Here is a 26,075-nt window from a genome sequence, read left to right on the forward strand (position 1 = left end):
ATGCAGGAGGCGATTAGGATGAATCAACCGCAAGTGTTTACGCTTCGTGTCCAGTACCGCAGCAACAGCGATTATCTGGCGAACCTGGTGAGCATTGCCGAGAACTATAAAGGCACGGTACTAAATGCAGAGCTGAAGAAGCTGCGCGCGGACCTGACCGGCGCGGATGTCGTAATTTCCGTGAAGCACCCGGAGGATCAGAAATGGATTGAAAAAGCGGTAAACCAGTTGAGCGGAGGAGATATTGTGGAACTATTGGAAGAAATCATGCTGCTGCACAAAGGCGGAAAGCTCGAAACAACCCTGAAAAATCCAATCCGGAATAAAGAAGACCTGTCCAAAGTATACACGCCGGGTGTGGCGAAGGTCTGTCAGGCAATTGTGCAGGATCAGGCACAGGCTTATGAATTGACGACGAAGAAAAATACCGTGGCTGTGGTATCCGATGGGACCGCTGTGCTGGGCCTGGGGGACATAGGGCCGAGAGCGGCCATGCCGGTCATGGAAGGCAAGGCGGCGCTTTTCAAGCAGTTCGCGGATGTAGACGCCGTGCCAATCTGCCTCGACACTAAGGATACGGAAGAAATTATCGCCATTGTGAAAGCGCTCGCTCCTACATTCGGAGGCATTAATCTCGAAGATATTTCCTCTCCCCGGTGTTTTGAAATCGAAGCGAGACTAAGAACCGAGCTGGACATTCCGGTATTCCATGATGACCAGCACGGAACGGCCATCGTTGTACTTGCCGGGCTGCTGAACGCACTTAAGGTATGCGGGAAAAATATCAAGGATGTCAAAATCGTAGTGAACGGCGTCGGTGCGGCAGGCATCTCCGTCTCCAAAATGCTGCTGCACGCGGGCGCCGTGAACCTGATCGGAGTGGACCGGGAGGGTGCCATTAACCGGCTGGTCTCTTATACCCGGACACATTGGAGCGACTTCGCCCAAATTACGAATCCCAACCTGGAAACCGGCGGGCTGTCGGATGTAATCAAAGGCGCGGATGTTTTTATCGGGGTTTCCGCACCAAATGTGCTGAAGCTGGAGGATGTGCAGAATATGGCCAAAGATCCGATCGTGTTCGCTATGGCGAATCCGACCCCGGAAATCGATCCCGCTATCGCTGCACCACACGTAAGAGTAATGGCGACAGGCCGTTCCGACTACCCGAACCAGATCAACAATGTGTTGTGTTTCCCCGGCATTTTCAGGGGAGCGCTGGATTGTGAGGCCACTGATATCAATGATGAGATGAAGCTGGCGGCGGCAGAGGCGATTTCCTCGGTTATTGATCCTGCTGATCTTCATGAGAAATATATCATTCCGGATGCTTTTGATGCGCGGGTGGTGGAAAAAATCCGGATAGCCGTTGCCCATGCGGCATTCAAAAGCGGCGTTGCCCGAAAAAGTCTGCTTATCGGCGTGAAATGATTCCAGCCGGGATTTCGGTATGACGTGAATTTGCCGGTCTTATCATGGAGTTTGTGTGACAAGAAAGAAACAGTAATATATACATTATAAGGAGCTGTCTCATTTGTAGTTTTCTACAATGGCAGCTCCTTTTTTCCCCTCGCGGCCATGATTTTTTGTTTGACAGAGGGGGCGCTTTAATCCATAATCAATTCATACTAAACATATATGATTTATTGGAAGGGGAGGATCAGTCATGTCACAGTTTAAAGCAGCTTTAAGAAAGTCATTTTGGGTAGGAACATTAGCAATTCTATTATTGGTGGTGGTTGCTGGATGCTCTGGGTCCAAGAATGAACCTGATCCGAATGAAGGTGCCGAGCAAAGTGCGAACCAGGGAACCAATTCAAGCGCAAATACGGAGAAGCCTGCGGCGGGAGGAACCTTCGTCTATGGACGGCCTGCTTCCGTAACCTCGCTTGATTTGCATAATCAGATTACATCGAACAATGCCTTTGCCATTGACAAGGTATTTGAATCTTTGGTTGCTTTTGATAGTAAAGGTGAGATTGTGGACTGGCTTGCGGAGTCACATAACATCAGTGCTGACGGCTTGACGTATACGTTTGTGTTGCGTGACGGTTTGAAGTTTTCGAATGGCACCGATGTTACTGCGGAGGATGCCGTATTCTCGCTTGAGCGGCATTTGAAGGTTGGCGGCCCGCTGGCTATAGCGGCAAAGGTCGATACCGTTAAAGCCCAGGATAACCAAACGCTGGTTATTACACTGAAAGAGCCTTATACACCCTTTATCTCCGAACTGTCCAACTTTTCCAACGGTATTCTTCCTAACCATTTTGGGGGTGTTGCGGAAGAAGCGTTTTTCAAGAACCCGGTGGGTACAGGGCCTTTCGTGGTTGAGAAGTCGGACCCGGCAGGCGATCTGACTTTTACCAAGAACCCTCACTATTGGCAAGAAGGAAAGCCGTATATTGATAAGCTTGTTTACAAGCTGATTGAAGACGACACCCAGGCTATCAACCAGCTGAAGGCGGGAGAAGTTAATGCTATTGAATCTTTGGCACTGCAAAATGCTGAAGAGCTAAAGAAAGGTCCAGACACTACAGTAGTAACCAATGGCAGCTGGGTGACCGAGCAATTGTTCTTCAATACGCTGGATAAGTATTTTTCGGATGTGCATGTCCGTCGTGCTTTGGCTCTGGCACTTAATCGTGAAGGCTTGACCAAGGCGCTTACCTTTGGTTATGCCCAGACTGCCAATTCACTGCTGCCCACAACGATTCCTTATCATTCGAATGATACGATCAAGGCGCTGAACTTCGATATCAATGCGGCCAAGGAGGAGCTTGCCAAATCCGCCTTCCCGGATGGATTCACTACCAAATTGCTTGTGGCATCAGGGAACAGTACAAGAGCACAAGAGGCGCAAATTATCCAGGCAGCGGGCAAAGAAATCGGGATCCATATCGAGATTGAATCGATTGAACTGGCCACTTTCCGTGAACGTTTCTTTGCCTATGATTTCTCGGTAATGCTCAACAGCGGTCAAGCCGATTCTCCCGAAGCGAACTCGATTATTGCGTTCCAAACTGATCCGGAAGGCTTCAGTAAATCGTATTGGACGCATTACACGAATGATGAAGTCACCAAGCTTCTATATGAAGGCCAAAAAACGCCGGATGGCAAGGAACGTGAGGAAATCTACTCGAAGCTGCTGCAGACTCTTGCGGACGAAGTGCCGTACATTCCGCTGTATTATCCGGATATTCTGAAAGGTGTCCGTTCATCAGTGGATGGTCTCGTAGTTTTACCTAACGGCAGCATTCGTTTTGATGAAGCTCGTATCGGTAAATGAATACATCTTACAGCTGGCTGGTGACAGCTCTTTTAAGAGCACTGGCAGTTATCCTTTTTGTAGTAACAGCAGTCTTTTTCATCATCAGAATTGTGCCGGGGGACCCGGCTAAAATGATTCTGGGAGAATACAGCACGCCTGAGGCCATCAAGAGTATGCATCATACTCTCGGGCTGGATCTCCCTTTATGGGAACAATTTGTCCGGTTTGTAAAGACGCTGTTCACACAGGGAGATACCGGCAATTCTATTATTGCAGGCACCTCTACAAGAGAGCTGATTGCCGAACGGGCTCCCGTTACTTTGCTGCTTATTGTGATGGCCTGTATGATGGCGATTATTATTGCCCTTCTGCTCGCTACGCTTGCAGCCACGCACAAGGATAAGCTGCTGGATCATTTGATCCGGATATTTCCGACTATAACTCTGGGTATGCCAATCTTTTGGGTTGGCATGCTTTTGATCCTGCTGTTCAGTGTCCGGCTTCATTGGTTTCCCGTTGGGGGAGTAAGCGAAGGGTGGATTGGAACCTTATACAGTCTTACGCTTCCGGCGATTACCGTCGCCTTTTCGCAGATTCCTACGCTGGTCCGTTCGTTAAGAGCGCAGATGCTTGAAATCTTGGAATCCGATTTTGTAGTCACGCTGAGAGCTGCGGGATTACCAAGCAGGGTTATTCTGTTCAAGCATGTGCTGCGTAACTCTGCTCTTCCGACTCTTATGCTGCTGGGCGTAAATATTTCTTATCTTATCGGCGGTACACTGGTCGTTGAACAGGTGTTTGGCATCAAGGGAATTGGCAGCTTGCTGTTTACTGCAATTTCGAATCGGGATTTCCCGGTCATTCAAGGAATAGCGCTATATTGTGCGATATCTGTTGTGATCATCAGCCTCCTGATTGAAATGATTTCCTGGTGGCTGGATCCCAGAACGAAAGGAAAACAATGAAACGTATAAGAACAGAACCTCAATTGCATCAGGACGGCAGGCAGCCAAGCATCATCCATCGAATATGGAATACCCCGTCCCTTTTAGTGGGAAGCCTTATGTTTGTGGTACTTATTGTCTTGGCAGTATTCATTCCGTATATTAGTCCTTATCACCCATCCGAGCAAAATTTGAGCGCTTTTTTGCAGCCCCCGTCTGCTGAACATTGGCTGGGGACGGATCAATTGGGGCGCGATCTGTTCACTAGACTGATCTATGCTGCGCGGACCGATCTGAGTATCATGGTACTGGCGGAAGTTGTGCCCTTTTGCACCGGTGTATTTCTGGGCATGCTTGCGGGGTATTACGGGAAATGGGTCGATACGGTCATTACTTTGCTCACAGACACATTTATTGCTTTTCCTTTTTACCTGATCGTAATTATCGTGGCCTTTGCCAGCGGAGCAGGGGAGCGGGGGATTTATATCACTTTTATGCTTGTGGGCTGGATTGTATTTGCCCGGGTGGTCAGAGGTCTCAGCGCCTCCTTCCGCGAGCAAGAATGGGTAGCGTCCGCTCAGACGTTAGGGCTGCCCGGAGTCAGAATTATCCTACGTCATCTCCTGCCGAATGTATTACCGCAAGCGGTTGTAGTCCTTATGACGGATATGGTCGGATTGCTTGTGGCCATTGTTACACTCGGTTATCTCGGCATCGGCATTGCACCGCCCACCCCGGACTGGGGGACCATGATTTCGGATGGACAATCCTTCATAACCACTGCATGGTGGCTCTCGGCAGTTCCGGGATTTGCCGTGGTGTATACAGGCATTGCTTTGTCTCTGGTCGGTGACGGTTTGGCAGATATATGGAGGAAAAAATAATGTCTACAAGCCCGATCTTGGAAATAGAAGCTCTATCGCTGGCAACAAAGTCAAATGAAACCTTAGTCGACAATGTTGGCTTTTCGCTGAACAAAGGGGAGAGTCTGGGACTGGTAGGCGAATCGGGTTCCGGCAAATCGCTTACGCTGCGTGCGATACTGGGGTTGCTTCCGCATGGTGTTAGGCAGACAGGCGGAGTCATTAAGAGTGAGGTGAGCAGCGCGATGGTGTTTCAAGACCCCAGGGGTGCGCTGGACCCGCTCTGTCCGGTAGTCAAGCAGCTTGCAGAAGTCGTTTATTTCAGACAAAAAGTAAGCCGTAAGGCATCACGCGTGGTGGCGCTGGAATTGCTTGAAATGCTCGGTCTCCCCGATTCCTTAAAGAGAACGGACCGGTATCCAAGCCAGCTATCGGGCGGTCAGTGTCAAAGGATAGTCATCGCCATAGCCCTCGCGTGCAAGCCGGGCATTCTTCTCTGTGATGAGCCGACAACGGCGCTCGATGTTACCGTTCAACGGCAAATTATTGAAACGATCGCCCGCCTGCAGCAGGAACTGGGCTTTGCCATGGTGTTTGTTACGCATAATCTGGCGGTTGCCGCCGCCATGTGCTCCAAGCTGGCTGTGATGAAAAAGGGGCAGATTGTCGAGCATGGCAATACCCTCAATGTTTTGCAAAACCCGCAAAATCCTTATACGCAGATGCTGATTAACTCGGTGCTTCCTTTGCCGGAGCTTGAAGGGAGCGGACAACTATGGAGTTAGCCTTGCAAATAAAAAATGTAACGGTTCATTATGGCGGATTTACTGCGCTGAATGGCATCCAGCTGAATCTGCCGAAACATACCACCCTCGGCCTTGTCGGAGAGTCCGGCTCAGGCAAGTCTACGCTGGCGCGGGTCATTGCCGGGTTGATTGTTCCTGCTGAGGGGCAGATTCTGCTGGACTCACAAGAATTAACAAAGAAGAGAAGCCGTGAACAGCGCAAAAGGATACAGATGATCTTCCAAAATCCGGATGCCTCGCTGAATCCCAAACATTCCATCCGGCAGATTCTTTCGGAAGCGCTTTTGTTTCATAACATTGTGGGCCGCACGGAGATCGAAAAGAGATGTAAAGAGCTTTTGGCCCGCGTTCACCTGGAAGGAAAAGCTTTGGACAAATATCCTCACGAATTCTCCGGCGGTCAGCGCCAACGGATAGCGATCGCACGCGCATTAAGCGTGGAGCCAAGCCTTCTGATTGCGGATGAACCGACAAGCGCTTTGGATGTTTCCGTACAGCTGAGTGTGCTTGAGCTTTTTAATACGCTCAAGGCAGAGCTTAATCTCACCATGCTGTTCATCTCCCATGATCTGGGGGTAATCCATGCGATCAGCGATACGGTAGCGGTCATGCGGCAGGGAAACCTGGTTGAAATCAATCCCAAGGATCAATTTTTTGCCCGTCCTGAAACGGCATACAGCCGCGAGCTGTTGTCAGCCGTTCCGAAAATGCCCAAATCGAATACATCAGGAGGTTTTTATGATCCGAGAACATAAAGGATTTGTACCATTGTCACTGTCTGAGTTCGACACGCTTACACGTTTGCTCTCCGAACTTTTGTCTACTGGGCATCCTCCGGTCATTATCCCGGGTGAGGCAATCCTGGGCATTGAGGCGATGGCAGCCGGGATCTCTGCGCCGGGCCGCACATTTTTAAATGTAGTGACAGGCCCGTATGGAAGTTTGTTCGGAAAATGGCTTGAACGCGGCGGCGCGACGGTTGTTGAAGTTAAGGTGCCCTTTGATGAAGTGGTTCCTGCGGAGGAGGTTGCAGCTGCCGTGGAACGCTTTAACCCGGTCGCCCTTTCCTTTGTTCAGGCTGAGGTGGTTACAGGCGGCTCCAATCCGGCCAAAGAAATATTAAAGATTGCACGCGGCTTTAATCTCATTACGGTCATGGACTCCGTTTCGGCGGTTGGAGGAGAGGCCCTGCCGGTTGATGAATGGGGAGTAGATTTGGTAGCTGTGGGCGCGCAAAAAGCCCTGGCTGGACCTAACGGCGTCAGTGCCGTGAGTATTTCCCCGCGCGGCTGGGAATTCATGGAGTCCAATGTAAATGCGCCGCGGAATTCCATTCTGTCTTTGCTGGATCTGAAACCCCCTCAGCAGGGGACAAGGCCGGTCCGGGTTCCTCCCAACATTCCGGCGCTGGAGGCCAGAGCCCTGATCGCGGCCTTGACCGACATTGAGGAAGAAGGATTGGAACAGGTGATCAAGCGCCATGAATCGGCTGCGGCTTCTGCCGTTGCCGGCATCAAGGCCCTGGGTCTTGAGCCTTGGCAGAAGAATAGCAAACATTATTCCACGCTGACTACGACGGTTCGGATTTCCGAACAGAACCTGCGTATTGACCAGCCTGTCGGGATCGTGGCTCCCGGAGACGGGGAACTATTCGGCCACCTTCTGCGGATCAACCATTTTGGAGCGAACGCCTGCCGGCAAAGTGTGGAAGAAGCGATTACGACGCTTGCCCAATTGTTGAATCAGGATGCTGCTCATGCGCTCAAGGCTATCCGGCTGGTTTGGGGGGCTCCCCATGATCAATAAACATCCTGAGGCACTACTCTTCAAGCATATTTTTATAGCGGGTACCGAAGGGAAACGTTTTGATCTTTCGATTAAGGATGGCCGGTTTGCATCTATTGCTGAAACAGAGCAACCTAATGATCAACAGGCTGATCCAGGTAAAGATTTATGGATAAGTCCGGGGGTTATTGATCTGCATACGCATCTGGCCTGGACAGACTTCGACCATGCGGATCAATTGAAACGCGACAGCCATGAACTCGAAGCCATGCAGGCGCAAGCCTTTGAAGCAACGCTTCGGACCGGTGTAACAACGGCGCGCGACGCAGGCGGGATTCTGCCAAGCAGAGTGCAGCATCTTGTGCAGCACTCTGGGCAGCCTTTAAGGGTACAAACCTGCAGCGATATGCTTGGAGCAGCCGATGCCCGCGGTCTTAAGCATTTGGAAGCGCGGATGGCAGAAATTTTTGCTACTGGGGCAGGCTGGATCAAGATCATGGCAACAGGAGGCCTTGGAGCACCTGCTGAACAAGTGCTGGAGCCGATTTTTTCTAGGGAAGAGTTCTCTTTCATTGTCCGCCATGCGCATGCCCATCATAAAAAAGTCCTGGTGCATACTTGGGGTGGAGTGACAATAGACTGGTCCATCCATGCCGGTGTGGAATCGGTGGAGCACGGCATGTTCCTGACCGGGGATCAGGCGGGCAGACTGGCCGAGTCCGGAATAGCTTTCGTGCCTACAACATCAATTTATCGCATTGCCGCAGATCCGAAAGGCGTTCTGGCTCTGAACCAGCTTATTTGTGACCGGGCCGCCCGCGCTGCCGAAGCCCATTCTAAAGCCATCGGCTATGCCCAGAGAGCGGGGGTTCGCATTGGATTGGGTACGGATTATGCCACACCTGCACTTCATGGGTACAACCTTCAAGAGCTGGACTCGTTAATTGATTATGGCTTGACCCGGGCCGAAGCGTGGTTGGCTGCTACGAGAAGCGCTGCTGAGATTCTGGGAAGCGGCCACGAATTGGGACAGATTGCAAAAGGGTATATTGCGGATGCTATTCTATTCAATGCCGATCCGTATCAGGCACCAAATGCAGATGCATTGCGAAAGAGCATTGTCACCGTCATTACCGGGGCGCAGGAACAGGATTTGATTCAGGCCCGCTGATTATTACACTCACCACACAGGGGTATCCCGGCTGCCGCAGGCATGGGGATACCCTTATTTTGATAAATCTGCAGATTGACATGGATAAGCGGCTGCCTTACTATCTTAGTGAAACGAGGCCCATTCGGGCCGGCTGCTTCTTTTCTGCCCTACACAACAGTTCTTGGCTCTGCGAAAGGAGAGGAAGACAGATGTATAACGTACTTGTTGCCGATGATGAACCCCGGCACCGCCGCGGGATCGCGGATATGATTAAGAAGCTTAGACCGGAATATCGGATATTTATGGTTAAGGATGGTCTGGAGGCATTAAGCATTATCGAGGATAACCGGATTGATATCATTCTCACGGATATCCGGATGCCCAATATGGACGGATTGACTTTAATCGAGCATATGGCGGCCCGGAAGAAGCCGGTTAAAATCGTGATTCTCAGTGTATATGGAAATTTTGATTATGCCAGGCAGGCACTGAAGCTTGGAGCTTTCGATTACCTTTTGAAGCCGCTGGAAGCCAAAAGTCTCTCGGAGATCTTGGATAAGCTGGATGTGGCGCTTGAGAAGGATAGACTGAGCTTTCAGGATGGGGCGAATCTCCGCCGGAAGCTTAACTCGGCTGTTCCCGTCTATGAGCAGCATTTGCTCAGCCGCTGGCTGCGCGGCTCTTCAAGCGAAGAGGAGCTTTTGGAAATCCGTAATCTGTTTCCCTTTTTAAGCGGCGGGTTCGTCATGCTGGCCACCTTTCACAAAAGAGAAATCGCTGAGATTTACACGCCTCAGGATTTTGAGGAACTGAAGGTCAGCTTCAAAAGCTGGATGCGGGAAATTCACCAAATGCCAGGACCATTGCTTTCTTTTAATTTGGAAGGAGAGGATCCTGTTATCGGGACCCTGGTGTCAACTGCCGAATCGTTGGAGTGGATGATGACACGGGACAGGGAGCAGTTTGAGCAGTTTATCCATCAGGTCCGGGCAGAATTTGGACTAACCTTGACCCTGGGTGTCGGCAACTGGGTGGCTGATTTGTACAACGAAGCCCCACAATCCTTTGAAGAGGCGCGGAAAGCGCTGGAGTATGTGTTTTATGAGGGAGCCGGAAGGCTTGTTTTTTATGATGAAATCGCTTACAACCCTGAAAAGCCAAGCCTCCGCATGGTGTCTGCCGGGACTGGGATAGCTGAAGCCCTGGCGAGGCTGGACCGGGACAAGGCTGCCCGGAATCTGGATGTGCTGATCCAGAAACTTACCGAAGGGGATTATCCTGCTCCTGCCCATTTAAAGGACTGTGTATTGTACGCTCTGGTAAATGAAGTCAAGGGCAGCGAGGCCATCCTTCGACATGAGGAAGCGAGCAATTTCATTTCGGAGATGGAATTTCAAATCCCCGCATGTGAGAGTCTGGAAGAGGTGAGGACGCGTGCGGTTCATTATCTGCACCGGATTATTGAGAGTATAGAGCAGCGCAAAGATAACAAAAGCGGACGGATTATTAACTTGTGCAGGACATACCTGGAGGAGCATTATATGGAAGATTTGTCGCTGGAGTTTGTCGCCAAGCAATTTTTCTTCAGCCCAACATACTTCAGCAGCTTTTTTAAACAGCATACAACTATGACATTCACTGAATATTTATTACGCTTGCGTATGGATAAGGCCAAGGAGCTGCTGCAAGACGGAGAACAGAAGATATCGGGCATCGCCCTAAGTGTCGGGTTCCGGGATGCGGGTTATTTTACCAGGGTATTCAAGCGGGAGACCGGGTTTTTAAACGGGCAACGGAAGGGAAAGATTATTTTCAGGCGTTCGTTGATTATTTGGTTGTTCTTGAGGACAAATTTTCGGCAGTCTTTTCATAAGTGAATTACTTTATAAGTTGAACAAAAAAGAATAAAAAAGGGCAGAAGGAACGGAGGGGAAGTTTGGAACTGTAGGAGCGGTAGCGACCGCCTTTGTCACCAGATTTCAACCGCTAAAAGCGGTTAGATTGAAGAAATCGGGGGACAACAGCGGCCGGAAGTCCAAACATTCACCGCAGTTACGCTTAAGCTGCTTGTACATTTCTTTTGTTCAACTTATATAGTCCAACATCAGATTAAAAATAAGGGATTTCTGAAGGCTGTTTGATATGGATTAGCGTTCGTCACCAGCTTTTGATCAGTTCTCATGTATATAGTACCTCAGAATGGTTTAAACGAGGCTCAAACCTCCATACTGATGTATTTTGTACATTCAAATAATAGCAATATGGCATTTTTCGGCGAATACTGCGGTTCCTGCTGCACCAAATACACTGAAATCGTAAAACGAGCCTGCTTTTTCCCATCCTGATGTATAAAATGCACTGTAGCGATCTCCGCCCTAGGTTTACAGCGTGCCTCCCGGGAGGCAACTTTCGAGTGCCATCTATTCCCACCTTTTAAAGGCTGATGCTGGACTAACTGTGATCTATAGCAAGATGAAATCTGCAGTTTGACAAATGCAACGCCAGGCATCAGTAGATCGAACACCCCCCGGCCGGCGGCTAGCGGGGGTGTTCGCGATTCAGAAGCTAATATTCCTCCACAGGAAAACGAATTGACCGTAAAATCGTACAGTAAACGAAAGATCGTACAATAGGATTTTGCGGCTGGTCCATCTATGATAGACATAGGCGACTGCAGCGCTTACATCCGGATCAAGGGGGATACACAATGAAAAAGCACACCGGCAGGGCGAAGCTGATGTTAGTCTTCCTAATGATTACAGTGTTATTTGTAACCGCTTGCGGATCAGGCAACACCAATGCGGGAACGAACAATACCGGCAATACAGCCGGAGAGAGCGATGCTCCTAATGAAGGAGCGGATGTGAATTCCGGTGAGAAGGTGAAGCTTAAGTTCACCTTCTGGGGCAGCCCGCAGGAGAAAAAGGCGGTGGAGGATGCCATCAAGGCATTTGAGGCCAAAAACCAGAATGTCACCATTGAATCCATTCATATCCCGGGGACCGACTTTTTGCAGAAGCTGAATGCGATGATTGCCGGCAATGAAGCGCCGGATCTGAGTTATTCCGCGGCATGGAAGCTGAAAATGGGTGAAGAAGGACTGATTTATAACTTCTTCGATTTAATAAAGGAAGATCCGAGCATCAAGAAAGAAGATTACCTCCAGTATGCCTGGTGGAACTGGGATACGGATAAAAGCGCTGGCCCTTACCAGGCTTCCGTTGTCCCATCCCTGATGTACAATGCTGATCTCTTCAAAGAAGCCGACGTAGAGCTTCCGCCTACCAAGGCAGAGGAGGCCTGGAATTGGGATGAGTTCGTGGAGACGGCTAAGAAGCTTACCTTGGACCGCAGCGGCAAACATCCTGACGATCCCGGCTTTGACCCCAAAAATATTAAGCAATATGGGGTAAAGTTCAGTCTTAGCTGGTCCTCGTACATGCCGCTTGTGATGTCCAACGGCGGGGATTATTTGACGGAGGACGGCAAGGAATTCGGACTCGCGAAGCCGGAATCCACGGAAGCTCTTCAGAGAATTGCCGATCTGATTAATGTGCATCATGTGTCGCCTTCTCCAGTGCAGGCCAGCAGTATTCCTGCTCCGGCCACTGCGCTGCAGTCTAGAAAGGTGGCCATGGTGATCGACGGCAGCTGGAATCATCTTGATTTAAGCAAAGCCAACATCAATTGGGGTGTAGGGGTATTGCCTGTTCTGAAAGACTACAAATCCTTCTTTCTCGGTGGCTCACTGATTATTTTCAAGAGCTCGAAGCATCCCAAGGAAGCATGGGAATTCTCCAAATTCCTGACCGATCCGCAAAATGTACTGGAGCTGCACCAAGGACTCTGGATGCCGCAGCTGAAGGAATGGTATGAGGATCCCAAGCTGATCGACAGCTGGGCGAACGAAGAGCTTCCGGGCAGACCGGCAGGTTTTCAGGATGCGGTAATGCGTTCAACCTATGAGCATGCGGAGCCTTCTCCTGAGAATAACGTGAAGAATTTCGTGGAGATCGATGCCGCGGTAACGGCAGGCCTTGATCAGGTCTGGCTGGGAACTAAAACGGCTGAAGCTGCGATGAAGGAAGTAGAAGCCAAAGTAAAAGCGCTTGTTCAGGGGACGTATCTGAAATAACGGACTCTGCCGGAAGGCGGCTCTGCTTGCAGAAGGGGTGGAGCCCCTGCCGGCGCCTGTCCGAAGAGAGGAAGCAAAGGTATGAAACCAATCTCTTCCCGCAGCGGAATCAGTGTAAAGAAGAAGCGCGGTTTTTATAAAAATGAGCTTTATGGCATTCTGTTTGCCCTGCCGGCTATTCTCGGACTTCTGATCTTTACGCTTGGTCCCATGCTTTACAGCCTATATATGAGTTTCACGGATTATTCCGGCTCCAATTCACCAGATTTTATCGGACTGGGCAACTATAAGCGGATGTTCAGCGGGGAGGATCAATATTTCTATAAATCGCTTGGTGTCACCCTGTACTTCGTGGCGCTCAGTGTGCCTACCGGCATCATCTATTCTTTTTTGCTGGCCATTCTGTTGAACCGCGACATTAAAGGTAAGGCCATCTTTCGTACGGTCTTCTATCTGCCTTCCATCGTGCCGATCATTGCCATCTCGTTCATCTGGCTATGGCTGCTCAATCCGGATCTGGGACTTGCCAATGAGCTGCTGCGCTCGCTCGGGCTTCCGGGCAGCCAGTGGATTTTTGGAGAGAAATCCGTGGTTCCCTCGCTTGCGCTGATGAATCTGTGGACGACGGGAGGGACGATGATTATTTTCCTGGCAGGACTGCAGGATATTCCCCGGTCACTGTATGAGGCCCTGGAGATTGACGGCGGCTCGAAGCTGGATAAGCTGTGGAATATTACCATCCCGATGATGACGCCGACCATCTTTTTCAACCTGATCATGGGGATAATCAACGGCTTTCAGGTATTCTCGCAGGCCTATGTAATGACGAGCGGCGGACCGAATAATGCGAGCTTGTTCTATGTCTTTTACCTGTACCGGGAAGCCTTTCAATTCTCGCGGATGGGCAGCGCCAGCGCCATTGCCTGGGTGCTGTTCGTGATCATCATGCTGCTGACATTTGTGGTATTCAAGTCTTCGAAAAAATGGGTGTACTACGAAGGAGATGGGGCGAGATGAAGACGAGGGCACGGGTTGAAAATGGCTTGGTGTATCTGGTGCTCGCGGCCGGCGGTCTCTTCAGTCTTCTGCCTTTGATCTGGCTTGTCCGCAGTTCCTTGATGGATATGGGACAGATTTTTGAGCTGCCGCCGATTTGGATACCCGATCCGTTCCGGTTCGGCAATTTCAAGGAAGCACTAACGATCCTGCCATTCGGCCGTTATTTTATCAACACCTCCATTATTGTGGTCTTTACCATGCTGGGTGTCATCATAACCTGCTCTATCAGCGCCTACAGCTTTGCCCGTATGTCCTGGAGAGGGCGGGACCTTGTTTTCGGCCTGCTATTGTCCAGCATGATGCTTCCGTATGCGGTCACGCTGATCCCGACCTTTATCGGCTGGAGCAAGCTGGGGCTGACCAATTCGTTTATTCCGCTGATTGCACCGGCCTGGTTCGGTGGCGGCGCGTTTAATATCTTCCTGCTGCGGCAGTTTTATCTGAGTATTCCCCGTGATCTGGATGAGGCGGCTTATGTGGACGGTGCCAGCCATTGGCGGATTTTTATCTCCATTATTATTCCGCTCACCCGGCCCGCACTGGTTGTAGTAGGTTTATTCAGCTTCCTGGCTTCGTGGAATGATTTCCTCGGGCCGCTCGTTTATCTGAACAGTGAAAGCAAATATACGCTGGCGCTGGGGCTGCAGCAGTTTAAAGGCATGTATGCGGCGGAGTGGCATCTGATGATGGCGGCGGCGACAGTCGTGCTGGCCCCGGCCATTATCGTCTTTTTTATCGGACAAAGATACTTTATAGAGGGTATTACGCTCACAGGCATCAAAGCCTGATTCCGTAGAAGGAGTGGAGAACCATGATGAATTCATTGTATTTGCGCAAGGAGGGGCTGTCCCGCAGACAGTCCAGTTGGGATCAAACGGGAGGCAACCGGGATTTCATCGTTATAGAAGCAGGCCAAACTGCAGCTATTGCTGAAATTGAGGGTTCCGGCATCATACAGCATATCTGGATGACCATAGCGGCCCAAAATAAATATGCATTCCGCAAAGTGCTGATCCGCATGTACTGGGACGGGGAGGATAAGCCCAGTGTGGAGTCTCCGGTAGGGGATTTCTTCGGTGTCGGGCATGGGGTCGCCAGCCATTATGTCTCCATGCCGCTTAATATGATTACAACCAAGGGTGTGATTGAGGACAAAGCGGCGATGAACTGTTTTTTTGAAATGCCTTTCCGCAATAGCGCCAGAATTGAGATCATCAATGAATGTGAAGACGACATAGTGCTGTACTTCTATGTGGATTATGTGGAAAAGCAAATTGCGGAGGACAGCTTCTACTTTCACGCTTCCTGGCGCCGGGAGAATCCTACGCAAGGAACGGTCGACCTTTCGGCATTGAAGTTGGAGCATGACAATCAGGACAAGGCCAATTATGCCGATCAGAAGGTGTATGAGCTTAAGAATCTGACCGGTGAGGACAACTATGTGCTTATGGATGCGGTAGGGGAAGGCCACTATGTGGGCTGCAACCTCAGCATTGACCATCTAAATCCAATGCCGGGTTTCAGCTGGCCGGGTGAAGGGGACGACATGTTCTTCATCGATGGCGAGCCGTGGCCGCCCCGCCTGCATGGTACGGGAACGGAGGATTACTTCTGCGCCGCCTGGGGATATCCTTCCGGCAAATATGACAGCCCTTATCACGGAATATCGCTGTATGCACCGATCCGTGGCAACGGGGATGCCTGGAGAGAGAGCAATACCATTCTGTTCAATGACTACTCAGGCAAAATAACACAGTACCGGTTCCATATTGTGGACCCTGTTATCTTCAGAGAGTCGCTGCGCTTCAGCATTGAGCATGGCCACGGGAATTCCCAGTCCAATGACTATTCTTCCGTAGCTTACTGGTATCAGCGTGAGCCTCACAAGGCCTTCCCCGAGATGCTGCCTGTAACCCTGCGGCTGCCGATCCCCGAGAAGGACAGCGCGAAGCAGTTCTACCGGACCTTCTGATCCGGGAGCCAGAGCCGGAGCTGGTTCAGACGGGCGATGAACAACCGGGTCCTTAGTGAATGATTCTGCAAAAGCAGCGATTCTCTGTCCTAGAGAATCGCTGCTTTGTGCTGTGCTCAACTGCTGCTTAAGAATAGCTCTCTGAACAACCTACATAATAGCTCTCGGGCCATCTGCCCGCTGCGATCCTGCTTGTTCTTTTGCTGATGCGGACTACAGAGCCGTTATATTGCTCAAAACCTCTATTTTGTGGGGAACGCGGACTCAGGAGACGTTATTTGGGATCGAACGTGGTTTATTAGGGAGAATGGGCGCAATAACGTATTCTCTGTCCGGATACAATGGCTGAACAGGAGGATTCCGGGAAATAAGGTCTCCTGTGTCCGGATCGACCGGGGATTAAGGATAATTCCACTTAGGCCTTGCTTATCGTAATAGAAGGATGTGGCATGGGATCTTTTCCTTTGCTGTGGAGAAGTTTTGGATTATAGGAGGAATTATAAGGATTCCCGTTCCGGGAAACTTCCCATAATGGGAAAATCGTCGCACACTCTTTCCCTCTTTGGGAAAGGGTGTTTTTTTGCAGCTGCCGCTCAGTCGGCCGGATAGTCCATCTGACGGCTGTAATTCCAGGAAACCGGCATGAAAAAAATAAAAATAGAGAATTCAGCAAAGTTGGCACGGAATTTGCTTGTTATAGAGGTGAGGGCCAAATCAAGAGGAGGGATTCACTTGCGTATTTCAAAAGAATTGCTTAGCGGGATGTACCGGAAGATGCAGAGTATCAGGAAATTTGAAAAGACTGCATCCACCTTTTTTGCGGAAGGTAAAATACCGGGCTTTGTCCATCTGTACATCGGGGAAGAAGCCATCGCTGTTGGGGCATGCGCCAATCTGCGGGATGACGATTATATTACGAGCACCCACCGGGGGCATGGACATATCGTGGCCAAAGGCGGGAATCTGAAATATATGATGGCAGAATTGTTCGGCAAGGAAACCGGCTATTGCAAAGGCAAAGGCGGCTCGATGCATATCGCAGACGCGGAGCTTGGCATACTCGGAGCCAACGGAATTGTTGGCGCGGGCCATCTGATTGCCACCGGGGCAGCGTGGAGCGCGCAATACAGAGGGAGCGACCAGGTCAGTGTGTGTTTTTTCGGTGATGCTTCCACGAATCAGAGTACGTTTCATGAAGCGATGAATCTGGCGAGCCTATGGAAGCTGCCGGTTATTTTTGTATGCGAGAACAATCTGTATGGGATATCGGTCAGCCAGGCCAGACATCAGACCATTAAGGACATTGCCAAACGTGCCGAGGGCTATTGCATGCCTTCCCTTACGGCTGACGGCAACGATGTGGTTACGGTGTACGAACATGTGCAAGAGGCGGTACAGCGGGCGAGAAATGGTGAAGGCCCTACCTTGCTGGAATTCAAAACATACAGACAGCATGGCCACTTTGAAGGTGATCCCGGAGCTTACAGACCGAAGGAAGAAGTGGAGGCCTGGCTGCAAAAGGACCCGATTCCCAGATTTGAGAAGTACCTTACGGAGAACAAGCTGATGACGGCGGAAGAGTTGAAGCAGATTGAGGCTGAGGTGGACGGGGAGATTCAGGAGGCGCTTGATTTCGCTTTTGCCAGCGATTATCCGGCCCTGGAATCTTCGGTTCAAGGTATTTATTCCGATATCATTGAGGAGGCGCGCAGCAGATGAGAAAAATGACCTATGGTGAAGGAATCCGTGAAGGCTTGCGCAGCAAAATGCTGGAGGACCCAAATGTGGTATTGCTTGGGGAGGATGTCGGGCCATACGGCGGAACCTTTGGGGTAACGAAGGGGCTTTGGGAGCAATTTGGCGAAGAGCGGGTCCGTGATACTCCGATTTCCGAAGGAATTATTGTGGGGGCTTCCGTCGGAGCGGCCGCAACAGGGCTGAGACCCGTGGCCGAGCTGATGTTCATTGACTTTCTGACTTTTGGCATGGACGGACTGGTAAATCAGGCTGCGAAGATGAGATATATGTTCGGCGGCAAAATCTCCGTGCCGCTCGTACTGCGGCTGCCGGCAGGCGGTGGAATCAGTGCGGGAGCACAGCATTCCGGGTCGCTGGAGGCCTGGGTTACACATGTTCCGGGGCTCAAGGTGGTCTATCCTTCCAACGCCCAGGATGCCTGGGGGCTGATGCTGACCGCGATTGAAGATGACAATCCGGTGGTGTATATCGAGAGCAAGGTTCTGTATTCGAAAAAATTTCAGGTGGACGATACGGTTGCCGCTATTCCTTTTGGCGTAGCCAGCGTCAAGAGGGAAGGAAGCGACGTGTCCATTATAACGTACGGCAAGCAAGTAGAGGATGCGCTTAGCGCCGCGAAAGCACTGGCTGAGGAGGGCATTGAAGCAGAGGTTATTGATCTGCGTTCGCTGTATCCGCTGGACAAAGAGGCGATATTCGCATCAGTTGCCAAAACGCACCGGGCGCTTGTTGTCACTGAAGAAGTGAAGCGGGGCGGGTTCGGGGGCGAACTGTCCGCCATGATCTCGGAGCTGTGTTTTGACGAATTGGATGCTCCTGTTGTCCGAATCGGCGCACTGAATACCCCCGTCCCTTATTCTCCGGCGCTGGAAGCCTATGTGCTGCCAAATACAGAAGATATTATTCAGGGCATTAAGAGCATGTTCTGATGAGGCTCAGGAAACGTCAATATGCAAACTAGCGGAGGTGCACAATGGCTGAACTTATCGTTATGCCCAAATTAGGGCTTACCATGACCGAAGGTACGATCTCCAATTGGCGAAAAGCCGAAGGGGACACCGTAGCCCAAGGAGACATTCTGTTTGATGTGGAAACGGACAAAATTTCCAATGAAGTTGAAGCAAAGCTTGGCGGTGTGCTGCGGAAAATCATTGTAGAGGAAGGCACTGTGGACATCTTCCAGCCGGTAGCCGTCATCGGCGATGCCAATGAGGACATTTCCGCTCTGCTTGGCGGCGGCGTGATGCCGGTGGCTGAGCAGGTCGGAACTCCGGCTGATGCCGGGGCGGCCGCTGCCACTGCCGGTGAAGCGTCTGTTCATGCTGCCAGTGGCAGAATCAAGGCTTCGCCGTACGCCAAGAAGACTGCTGCAGGGTTGTCCGTTGACCTGCAGCAGGTGAAAGGGACCGGGCCGCAGGGTCGAATTACCGAAGGAGATGTGCGCAAGTATGCGATAGAAGGCGGCAGCGGAGCTGCTCCCAAAGTGAAAATATCCCCCGCAGCGGCCAAGGAAGCAGCGGCCCTTGGTATTGATCCTTCCGGGCTCCATAAAGAAGGAAGAATTATGAAGGAGGACATCCGCTCCATCGCAGCAGCCTCCAGTCAGACTGCGGTGCAGGCTGCCGTGCAGGAGGTCAAACGCGTGCCGATGAACAGCATGCGCAAAATCATCGCCAAACGGATGCTGGAAAGCCAGGCGGTTTCTCCGGCCGTGACCTACAATATGAAGCTGGATACAACCGCCTTGGGTGCGCTGAGACAGCAGTTGAAGGATACACTAAAGGTTACGTATACAGATCTGCTGGTCAGTATTGTTGCCAGATCTCTGCTGGAGTTTCCGCTCCTGAACTGTTCTATTGAAGGAACCGAGCTTGTTATGCGGAATTATGTCAACATCGGTGTAGCCGTGGGGCTGGAGGAGGGACTTGTTGTCCCTGTGGTCAAGAACGCCTACCAAAAAGGGTTGGCTGAAATATCGCAGGATGTGAAGCGGCTGGCGGCAGGAGCGAGAAGCAACACTTTGACCTCCGATGACTTGACGGGAGGAACCTTTACTATAACTAATCTGGGGATGTACGGCATGGAGTCCTTCTCACCGATTATCAATCAACCGGAGGTTGCTATTCTGGGTGTCAATGCCATCGTGGATACTCCGGTCGCGATTAATGGAGAGATTATCATCAGACCCTTGATGAACATTAGCCTGACTGCTGACCATAGAGCTGTGGATGGGGCGGTTGCGGCGCAATTTATGCAAAAAATCAAGGCCTATGTAGAGAATCCGGCGCTGCTGCTGCTGTGAGAAGGCCTATGCTAGCCAAACTTAGACGTATGCTTCCGGAGCGAGTTTGTATGAAGTTAATCAATGGAGCGTATGCTTACAAAACTTAGGCGTATGCTTCCGGAGCGAGTTTTGTGTGAAGTTAATCAAAGGAGCGTATACTCACAAAACTTTTAGGGGGAGAAACCATGAGGATCGTTGTGCTTGGAGGCGGCCCGGGCGGTTATGTGGCTGCCATACGGGCTGCGCAATTGGGAGCGGAAGTTACACTTGTGGAGAAGAAGGCTTTGGGCGGGACCTGTCTTAATGTCGGCTGTATACCAACCAAGGTACTGCTTCATACCACGGAGCTGTACACACATCTGAAGCGGGAGGGCAAGGAGCTTGGCATTGAGACGGCGGAGGTTTCAGTGAACTGGGGCCAGCTGCAGAAACGCAAAGATAAGATCATCAGAATGAACACTGGCGGCATCGAGGCGCTGCTCAAAAAAAACAAGATTGCCAAGCTAAGCGGCTCCGGCAAATTTATCAGTGGCCGTGAGCTGGAAGTAACCGCAGCAGATGGCAGTGTCCGCATACTTGGATTCGACCGGGCGATTATTGCTACCGGTTCAGAGCCATCGATCGTGCCTATTCCCGGCATAGAGCTGGAAGGGGTTGTTACAAGCGATCAAGCACTCTCGCTTCCTGCGGTACCGGAGAGCCTTTGCATTATTGGCGGAGGGGTGATCGGCTGTGAGTTTGCCAGTGTGTACAGCAGCCTGGGCTGCAAGGTTACGATTGTCGAGATGCTGCCTGAACTAATTGCAGTTATGGACCGTGATATTGTGCAATGCCTGCGGAAGGAATTTGCAGGTTCCGGCATTGAGGTCCACACAGAGACCAAAGTGGAGAGAATCGAACAGACGGAGGCAGGACTGCGGGTAGTCACCTCCTCCGGAAACGGCAATCATGTTATAGAAGCGGATAAAGTGCTGCTGTCCATCGGCCGGAGGCCGGTGACTGCGGGTCTGGGGCTGGAGAACATCGGTGTGGAGATCAAACGGGGGGCAATTGAGGTCAACCGGAATATGGAAACCTGCATACCGGGCATCTACGCTATCGGGGATTGCAACGGAGGAATCATGCTGGCGCACGTAGCCTCCGCTGAAGGGGTTATTGCTGCAGAAGCGATCATGGGTGAACCCTCACCCATTGATTTCAGAACGGTGCCTTCCTGTGTCTACACACGGCCTGAACTGGCATCCGTGGGGCTTACGGAGGAGGAGGCCAAACAGCAGGGATTCCAGGTGAAGACCGGAGTATTTCCGCTTCAAGCCAATGCCAAGTCCATGATTATGGGCGAGAGCAGCGGGCTGGTGAAGTACGTCGTTGACGCCGGCAACGATGAAATTCTGGGGCTGCACATTGCCGGACCGCGGGCAACGGACATCATTGTGGAAGGGGCGCTGGCGATTCGCCTTGAAGCCACACTGGATGAGCTTGTGACTACCATTCATGCCCATCCCACGGTTGCAGAAGCGTTGCACGAAGCCGCACACGCCGTTCATAACCGTGCCATTCATCTTCATGTTTAACGAATAGCCTTCAAATCTCCAGGGCAAATTCAAATACGATGAACAGAGTATGCCGATCCCTTAATTCCCTGCGGATTGTCATACTAAGTTCATCTTATTTGTCTTTATTGAATGTTATGGGGTTTTATAATAGAGAGAGATGTAAGCGTATACAAAAAAAGGAGTGGGCATATGAGGCTTGCTTTGGATACCAAGCAGCGAATGGGTTTGTCTCCCGGGCTGCTGCAATCTGTTGAGGTGCTGCAAATGGACTCCCAGGAGCTGGGCCAATATGTGGAGCGGCTGGCTGAGGAAAACCCGCTGATTGAGGTTCAATATTCAATAGGCGGCGGCAGGGTCAAGAGCGGAAAGGGCAGTCAGCATTTGCTGCAATATGCCGCGCGTCCCCGGCATAATCTGCAGGAGCATCTGCTGTCGCAACTAAGTCTGCTGGAACTGCCCAAGAAGGAACGGGTCATTGTGGCCTATCTGATCGGCTGCCTGGATGATACCGGGTATTTTGCGGAACGGGTGGAGGAGATTGCAGTTGAACTGGGAGTCGGCTGTCAGGATATCGAAGCCGGACTAAGATATGTTCAGTCTCTGGAGCCTTGCGGGGTCGGAGCCAGGAATTTGCAGGAATGTCTGGTGCTCCAGCTGGAGCATTCCGGCAGAATGACACCTTTATTGCGGATGCTGATTGAACGCCATCTTGAACAATTGGGCAGCAATCAGCTGGTCCGCGTCGCCAAAGAATTGAAGACCTCCCTAAAGAGTATTCAAGAATCATACCCTATAATTAAATCCTTAAATCCCCGCCCCGGAAATACCTTTGATCATGGGGAATCCACGGTTTACATTGTACCTGATGTGTACATTATGCGGAAGAACGGGGGCTACGAAGCCGCAGCCCATCCCTTGTCCAGCCCGCAGGTTGCGCTTGCCGAAAGCTATCAGCGCCTGTGCAGCCTGAGCGGAGACGAGGACACACGCCGCTACCTGCAGGAGAAGAACGAACAAGCAAGCTGGATCATGAAATGCCTCGAAGACCGCAAGGCAACTTTGTGCAGCGTGGCTGGTGCCATTCTGAAGCTGCAGCGGCCTTTTTTCGAAAGAGGGAAAGATTATCTGGTACCCTTGACGCTCGGCAGAATCGCTGAAGAGCTGGATCTTCATGAGTCTACGGTAAGCCGGGCGGTTCGGGGCAAATATGTGCAATGCGTATGGGGAACCTTTGAGCTGAAGTATTTTTTTCCTTCCGGAATTGCAGGTGAAGATAGCGATTGGACGCCGGATGCCCTGAAGCGAATCATCCGTGACCTTATAGAGGGAGAAGATAAGCGGGCAGCCTACAGCGACCGCCGAATCGCTGAACTTCTGCTTGAGCAGGGGATAGTCATATCCCGCCGGACAGTTGCCAAGTACAGAGAATCCATGCGGATTGCCTCCGCCCCGGGCAGACGTGAATATCCGATTTAGATGCTGCGGGCGAGGGAAAGGAGCAGTAGACATGCGAATCAGCTATGCGCAATCGCTTGGGAACTGGGAACATTTCATATCCAGCGGTGAGTGTGCCGCCGGGACGAAGCCGGAAATAGCCGCTTCATGGAGAAGATGCCGCCAAGCCGGAGTCGATCCGATGTGCGGCAAAGGGATGCAGGTGTCGGAAGAGGAGTTGGCTACCCGGTTACAGGAGAAGAAGCAGCTCCTTTCCGTCGCCAAGCCGGTGATGAACAGCATCTATCAGATTATCAAGGATACAGTCTATGCAATTGTCCTGACCGATCAGGACGGTGTTCTCCTGCACACGATGCTCAATAAGGAGCTCGAACCGGAGTGTGTCAAGGTGAACTTCGTGGAGGGGGCCAAGTGGGATGAGCTCAGCGTAGGCACCAATGCGGTGGGTACCGCGCTGGCTATTAATGATGCTATTCAGGTGCTGGGCGGCGAGCATTACTGCACGTCGCATCATGCCTGGACCTGTTCGGCTGCACCGATTCATGACAGCCGGGGCCACGTGATTGGCTGCCTTGATCTGTCGGGCAAGGCCGAGGATGTACATGCCCATACGTTCGGTGTTGTAGTATCGGCGGTCAGCAGTATCGAGAAGCAGCTCCATATGCTAGAGACGAGCCAAATGATGCATGCCGTATTCCAGTCGATGCAGGATGGGCTGCTTGTTATTGATACCGAATACCGCGTGCGGCATTATAATGAAAGACTGGCCTCGATCTTCATGCTCAGCCCGGAGCAAATGGAAGCCTTGAATATCAAGGAGCTGCTGGAAGAAGTCGATTTGGACAGTGTATTCGCCGGCGAGCGGTTTTTAAGCTACGCCGATTGTACCCTCACCGTCGGCAGCAACAAGATTGATTGCATGGTGAACATCTATCCGTTCACCTTCGACGACAAGATTCTCGGCGCTTCGCTTACGATCCGGGAAGCCGGGCAGGTGCGCAAGGAGGTCAATCAATTAGCCGGTTTCAAGGCGAATTACCGGTTCAGGGAAGTTATCACGGACAATCCTTATATGCAGGGACAGATAGCTTTTGCCCAGCGTATTGCGAAGACAAACTGTACGGTGCTGATCGAAGGGGAGAGCGGAACAGGCAAGGAGTTGTTTGCCCAATCCATCCATAATGCCAGCCTGCGGGCCGGAGGACCCTTTATTGCGATTAACTGCGCGGCGCTGCCCAAAGATCTGGTGGAGAGCGAGCTGTTCGGATATGAGAAGGGTTCCTTTACTGGGGCGCTTCGGGAAGGCAATCCGGGGAAGTTCGAGCTGGCGAACGGGGGGACGATTTTTCTGGATGAAATCGGGGAGCTGCCGCTGGAGATTCAGGCGAAGCTGCTCCGTGTTCTGGATAATCATAAAGTCCGCAGAATCGGAGGCAAGCATGAGCGGACGATGGATGTAAGAGTCATTGCAGCTACTAACCGCGATCTGGTGGAGGAAGTAAGCCTGAAATCCTATCGCAGCGATTTGTATTACCGCTTGAATGTGATCAATATCAAGCTGTTGCCGCTTAGGGAGCGAAGGGAAGATATTGCCCCGCTGGCGAGACTGTTCCTGCAGAAGTGCAACCGTGACAATCCCGGCCCGGTCAAGCGGTTCAGCCCTTCCTTTCTGGAAGCCTTGCAGAGCTATGAGTGGCAGGGAAATGCGCGTGAGCTGCAAAATGCCGTGCAACGGGCTTATTATGTATGCAGCTCTGCTGACATTACCCATCTGAATTTGCCTCCGGCAAGGACAACGCCTGTGATATACAGCAACAGCGGTAGTGTGGCGGTACCGCAGAAGCGTGCAACGGAGGCATACGGCAAAAAAATGGAGCAGATTCAGATAGAAAGCATTTGCAGTGCGCTTAAAACATGCGGCGGCAATGTTGTGAGTGCAGCCAAAATGCTGGGGATCGGAAAATCGACCATGTACCGGAAGATTGCCGAGTATGGAATAAGCAAATAGATCAAATTTAAATATGGACCGGCGGATTCTATAACTAAAGTAATTATTGACATTTTGCATTCGAAATAGGGCCTTTCTCTAAGAGAAGAAATGGCAGTATACAGGCTATCCAGGAAGGCGGATTCATCCGCTCTATGGATAGCCTGTACCATTTGACGCTCAGTTCCAGCGGCATATGATTCAGCTCGGCAGGACTTGCAATCTGTATCCTCCTCAATTATGAATGTCCCCCGCCCACTGTGAATAGCGTTGATATTGCGGGAATCAAACGATAATATATAGTATATTAATCGTAATTATTACTATTAATCATTACGTTTGAAGGGGTTCCTGTAAACCATGAACAAAAGCGCGCCACTCAGCGTCTTCCAAGAGCAAAAAGGATAATCAACTTGAAGAGATCAAAATTGTGAAACCTGACGGTGTAAAATGACTTCGTTTTGAGATATAATGAGAATTATTCTCAATTGAGGAGTTAGTACAGTATCAGATTAAATATAAGGGATTCCTGAAGGCTGTATGATATGGATTAGCGTTCGTCACCAGTCTTCGATCTGTTCTAATGTATTTAGTACCTCAGAATGGTTTAAAAGAGGCTCAAACATCCATAATGATGTATTTTGTACATTCAGAGGATAGCCATAAGGCTACTTTTCGGCGAATGCTGCGGTTCCTGCTGCACCAAATACACTGAAATCCTAAAACAAGCCTCCTTTTTCCCATCCTGATGTATAAAGTGCACTCTAGCGATCTCCGCCATAGGCTTACAGGGGCTGTCTCAAAAGTAGATTTTCTATGACTGGTGACAGTTCTCTTCATTCTTAAAACTACAAAAAATGAGTAAAGCAGCAATTTTCCCGTTACTGGAGAATCGCTAGAAAAGTGGTCCATGGTATATTGAATGTACAAAGAAGCCTCTCCTTTGAATGGTTGTGTGATAACTCCATTTTCCCAAAAGAGTCGGTTTCTTTTTTCGTATTATTAGGTCAACCGGAAAACTTCTGGTTGGCCTATTTCTGTAGGTGTTTT

General features: G+C 50.8%; 19 protein-coding genes. All 19 read left to right on the forward strand.

Annotated features, from left to right (window positions below):
* Positions 1-18: 18 nt before the first annotated feature.
* The 19 genes from IEY53_RS24795 to IEY53_RS24885 all read left to right on the forward strand — a co-directional run bounded on the left by IEY53_RS24795 (position 19) and on the right by IEY53_RS24885 (position 25,046).
* Positions 19-1,431 (forward strand): NAD(P)-dependent malic enzyme, encoded by a 1,413-nt coding sequence (locus IEY53_RS24795; protein ID WP_308424254.1) that lies wholly within the window; start codon positions 19-21, stop codon positions 1,429-1,431.
* Positions 1,432-1,666: 235 nt separating this feature from the next.
* Complete coding sequence (locus IEY53_RS24800) at positions 1,667-3,286, forward strand: ABC transporter substrate-binding protein (protein ID WP_189029783.1); 1,620 nt, start codon at positions 1,667-1,669, stop codon at positions 3,284-3,286.
* Positions 3,283-4,233, forward strand: a complete 951-nt coding sequence (locus tag IEY53_RS24805) for an ABC transporter permease (RefSeq protein ID WP_229696335.1) — start codon at positions 3,283-3,285, stop codon at positions 4,231-4,233. The genes IEY53_RS24800 and IEY53_RS24805 overlap by 4 nt, the downstream gene beginning before the upstream one ends.
* Positions 4,230-5,096, forward strand: a complete 867-nt coding sequence (locus IEY53_RS24810) for an ABC transporter permease (protein ID WP_189029785.1) — start codon at positions 4,230-4,232, stop codon at positions 5,094-5,096. The genes IEY53_RS24805 and IEY53_RS24810 overlap by 4 nt, the downstream gene beginning before the upstream one ends.
* Positions 5,096-5,860, forward strand: coding sequence for an ABC transporter ATP-binding protein (locus tag IEY53_RS24815; RefSeq protein ID WP_189029787.1), 765 nt, complete (start codon positions 5,096-5,098; stop codon positions 5,858-5,860). The genes IEY53_RS24810 and IEY53_RS24815 overlap by 1 nt, the downstream gene beginning before the upstream one ends.
* Positions 5,851-6,636 carry an ABC transporter ATP-binding protein gene (locus IEY53_RS24820; RefSeq protein ID WP_189029789.1) on the forward strand — a complete coding sequence of 262 codons (786 nt, stop codon included), beginning with the start codon at positions 5,851-5,853 and terminating at the stop codon, positions 6,634-6,636. The genes IEY53_RS24815 and IEY53_RS24820 overlap by 10 nt, the downstream gene beginning before the upstream one ends.
* Positions 6,620-7,687: a pyridoxal-phosphate-dependent aminotransferase family protein gene (locus tag IEY53_RS24825; RefSeq protein WP_189029791.1), complete on the forward strand. Its 1,068-nt coding sequence runs from the start codon at positions 6,620-6,622 to the stop codon at positions 7,685-7,687. Before IEY53_RS24820 ends, IEY53_RS24825 begins: the two co-directional genes overlap by 17 nt.
* Positions 7,677-8,837, forward strand: coding sequence for an amidohydrolase family protein (locus IEY53_RS24830; protein WP_189029792.1), 1,161 nt, complete (start codon positions 7,677-7,679; stop codon positions 8,835-8,837). The genes IEY53_RS24825 and IEY53_RS24830 overlap by 11 nt, the downstream gene beginning before the upstream one ends.
* A gap of 191 nt (positions 8,838-9,028) precedes the next feature.
* On the forward strand, positions 9,029-10,696 hold the full coding sequence (locus tag IEY53_RS24835; RefSeq protein WP_189029793.1) for a response regulator: 1,668 nt from the start codon (positions 9,029-9,031) through the stop codon (positions 10,694-10,696).
* 830 nt (positions 10,697-11,526) lie between these two features.
* Complete coding sequence (locus tag IEY53_RS24840) at positions 11,527-12,954, forward strand: ABC transporter substrate-binding protein (protein WP_189029794.1); 1,428 nt, start codon at positions 11,527-11,529, stop codon at positions 12,952-12,954.
* 81 nt (positions 12,955-13,035) lie between these two features.
* Positions 13,036-13,971, forward strand: a complete 936-nt coding sequence (locus IEY53_RS24845) for a carbohydrate ABC transporter permease (RefSeq protein ID WP_189029795.1) — start codon at positions 13,036-13,038, stop codon at positions 13,969-13,971.
* On the forward strand, positions 13,968-14,801 hold the full coding sequence (locus IEY53_RS24850) for a carbohydrate ABC transporter permease (RefSeq protein ID WP_189029796.1): 834 nt from the start codon (positions 13,968-13,970) through the stop codon (positions 14,799-14,801). The genes IEY53_RS24845 and IEY53_RS24850 overlap by 4 nt, the downstream gene beginning before the upstream one ends.
* 23 nt (positions 14,802-14,824) lie before the next feature.
* Positions 14,825-15,985 (forward strand): glycoside hydrolase family 172 protein, encoded by a 1,161-nt coding sequence (locus tag IEY53_RS24855; RefSeq protein WP_229696337.1) that lies wholly within the window; start codon positions 14,825-14,827, stop codon positions 15,983-15,985.
* A gap of 762 nt (positions 15,986-16,747) precedes the next feature.
* Positions 16,748-17,704 (forward strand): thiamine pyrophosphate-dependent dehydrogenase E1 component subunit alpha, encoded by a 957-nt coding sequence (locus IEY53_RS24860; protein ID WP_229696338.1) that lies wholly within the window; start codon positions 16,748-16,750, stop codon positions 17,702-17,704.
* Positions 17,701-18,672: an alpha-ketoacid dehydrogenase subunit beta gene (locus IEY53_RS24865; protein ID WP_189029798.1), complete on the forward strand. Its 972-nt coding sequence runs from the start codon at positions 17,701-17,703 to the stop codon at positions 18,670-18,672. The genes IEY53_RS24860 and IEY53_RS24865 overlap by 4 nt, the downstream gene beginning before the upstream one ends.
* Before the next feature lie 44 nt (positions 18,673-18,716).
* Entirely contained in the window at positions 18,717-20,045 is a 1,329-nt protein-coding gene (locus IEY53_RS24870; RefSeq protein WP_189029800.1) for a dihydrolipoamide acetyltransferase family protein, read from the forward strand.
* A gap of 167 nt (positions 20,046-20,212) precedes the next feature.
* Positions 20,213-21,601 (forward strand): dihydrolipoyl dehydrogenase, encoded by a 1,389-nt coding sequence (gene lpdA / locus IEY53_RS24875; RefSeq protein WP_189029801.1) that lies wholly within the window; start codon positions 20,213-20,215, stop codon positions 21,599-21,601.
* A gap of 171 nt (positions 21,602-21,772) precedes the next feature.
* Positions 21,773-23,059: an RNA polymerase factor sigma-54 gene (rpoN, locus tag IEY53_RS24880; RefSeq protein WP_189029802.1), complete on the forward strand. Its 1,287-nt coding sequence runs from the start codon at positions 21,773-21,775 to the stop codon at positions 23,057-23,059.
* A gap of 31 nt (positions 23,060-23,090) precedes the next feature.
* A complete protein-coding gene (locus tag IEY53_RS24885) occupies positions 23,091-25,046 on the forward strand; it encodes a sigma-54-dependent Fis family transcriptional regulator (RefSeq protein WP_189029803.1) in 1,956 nt (651 codons plus the stop codon).
* Positions 25,047-26,075 lie beyond the last annotated feature (1,029 nt).

This window comes from Paenibacillus albidus, assembly GCF_014644435.1.
In the GTDB taxonomy this organism is placed as follows: Bacteria; Bacillota; Bacilli; order Paenibacillales; family Paenibacillaceae; genus Paenibacillus_AQ; species Paenibacillus_AQ albidus.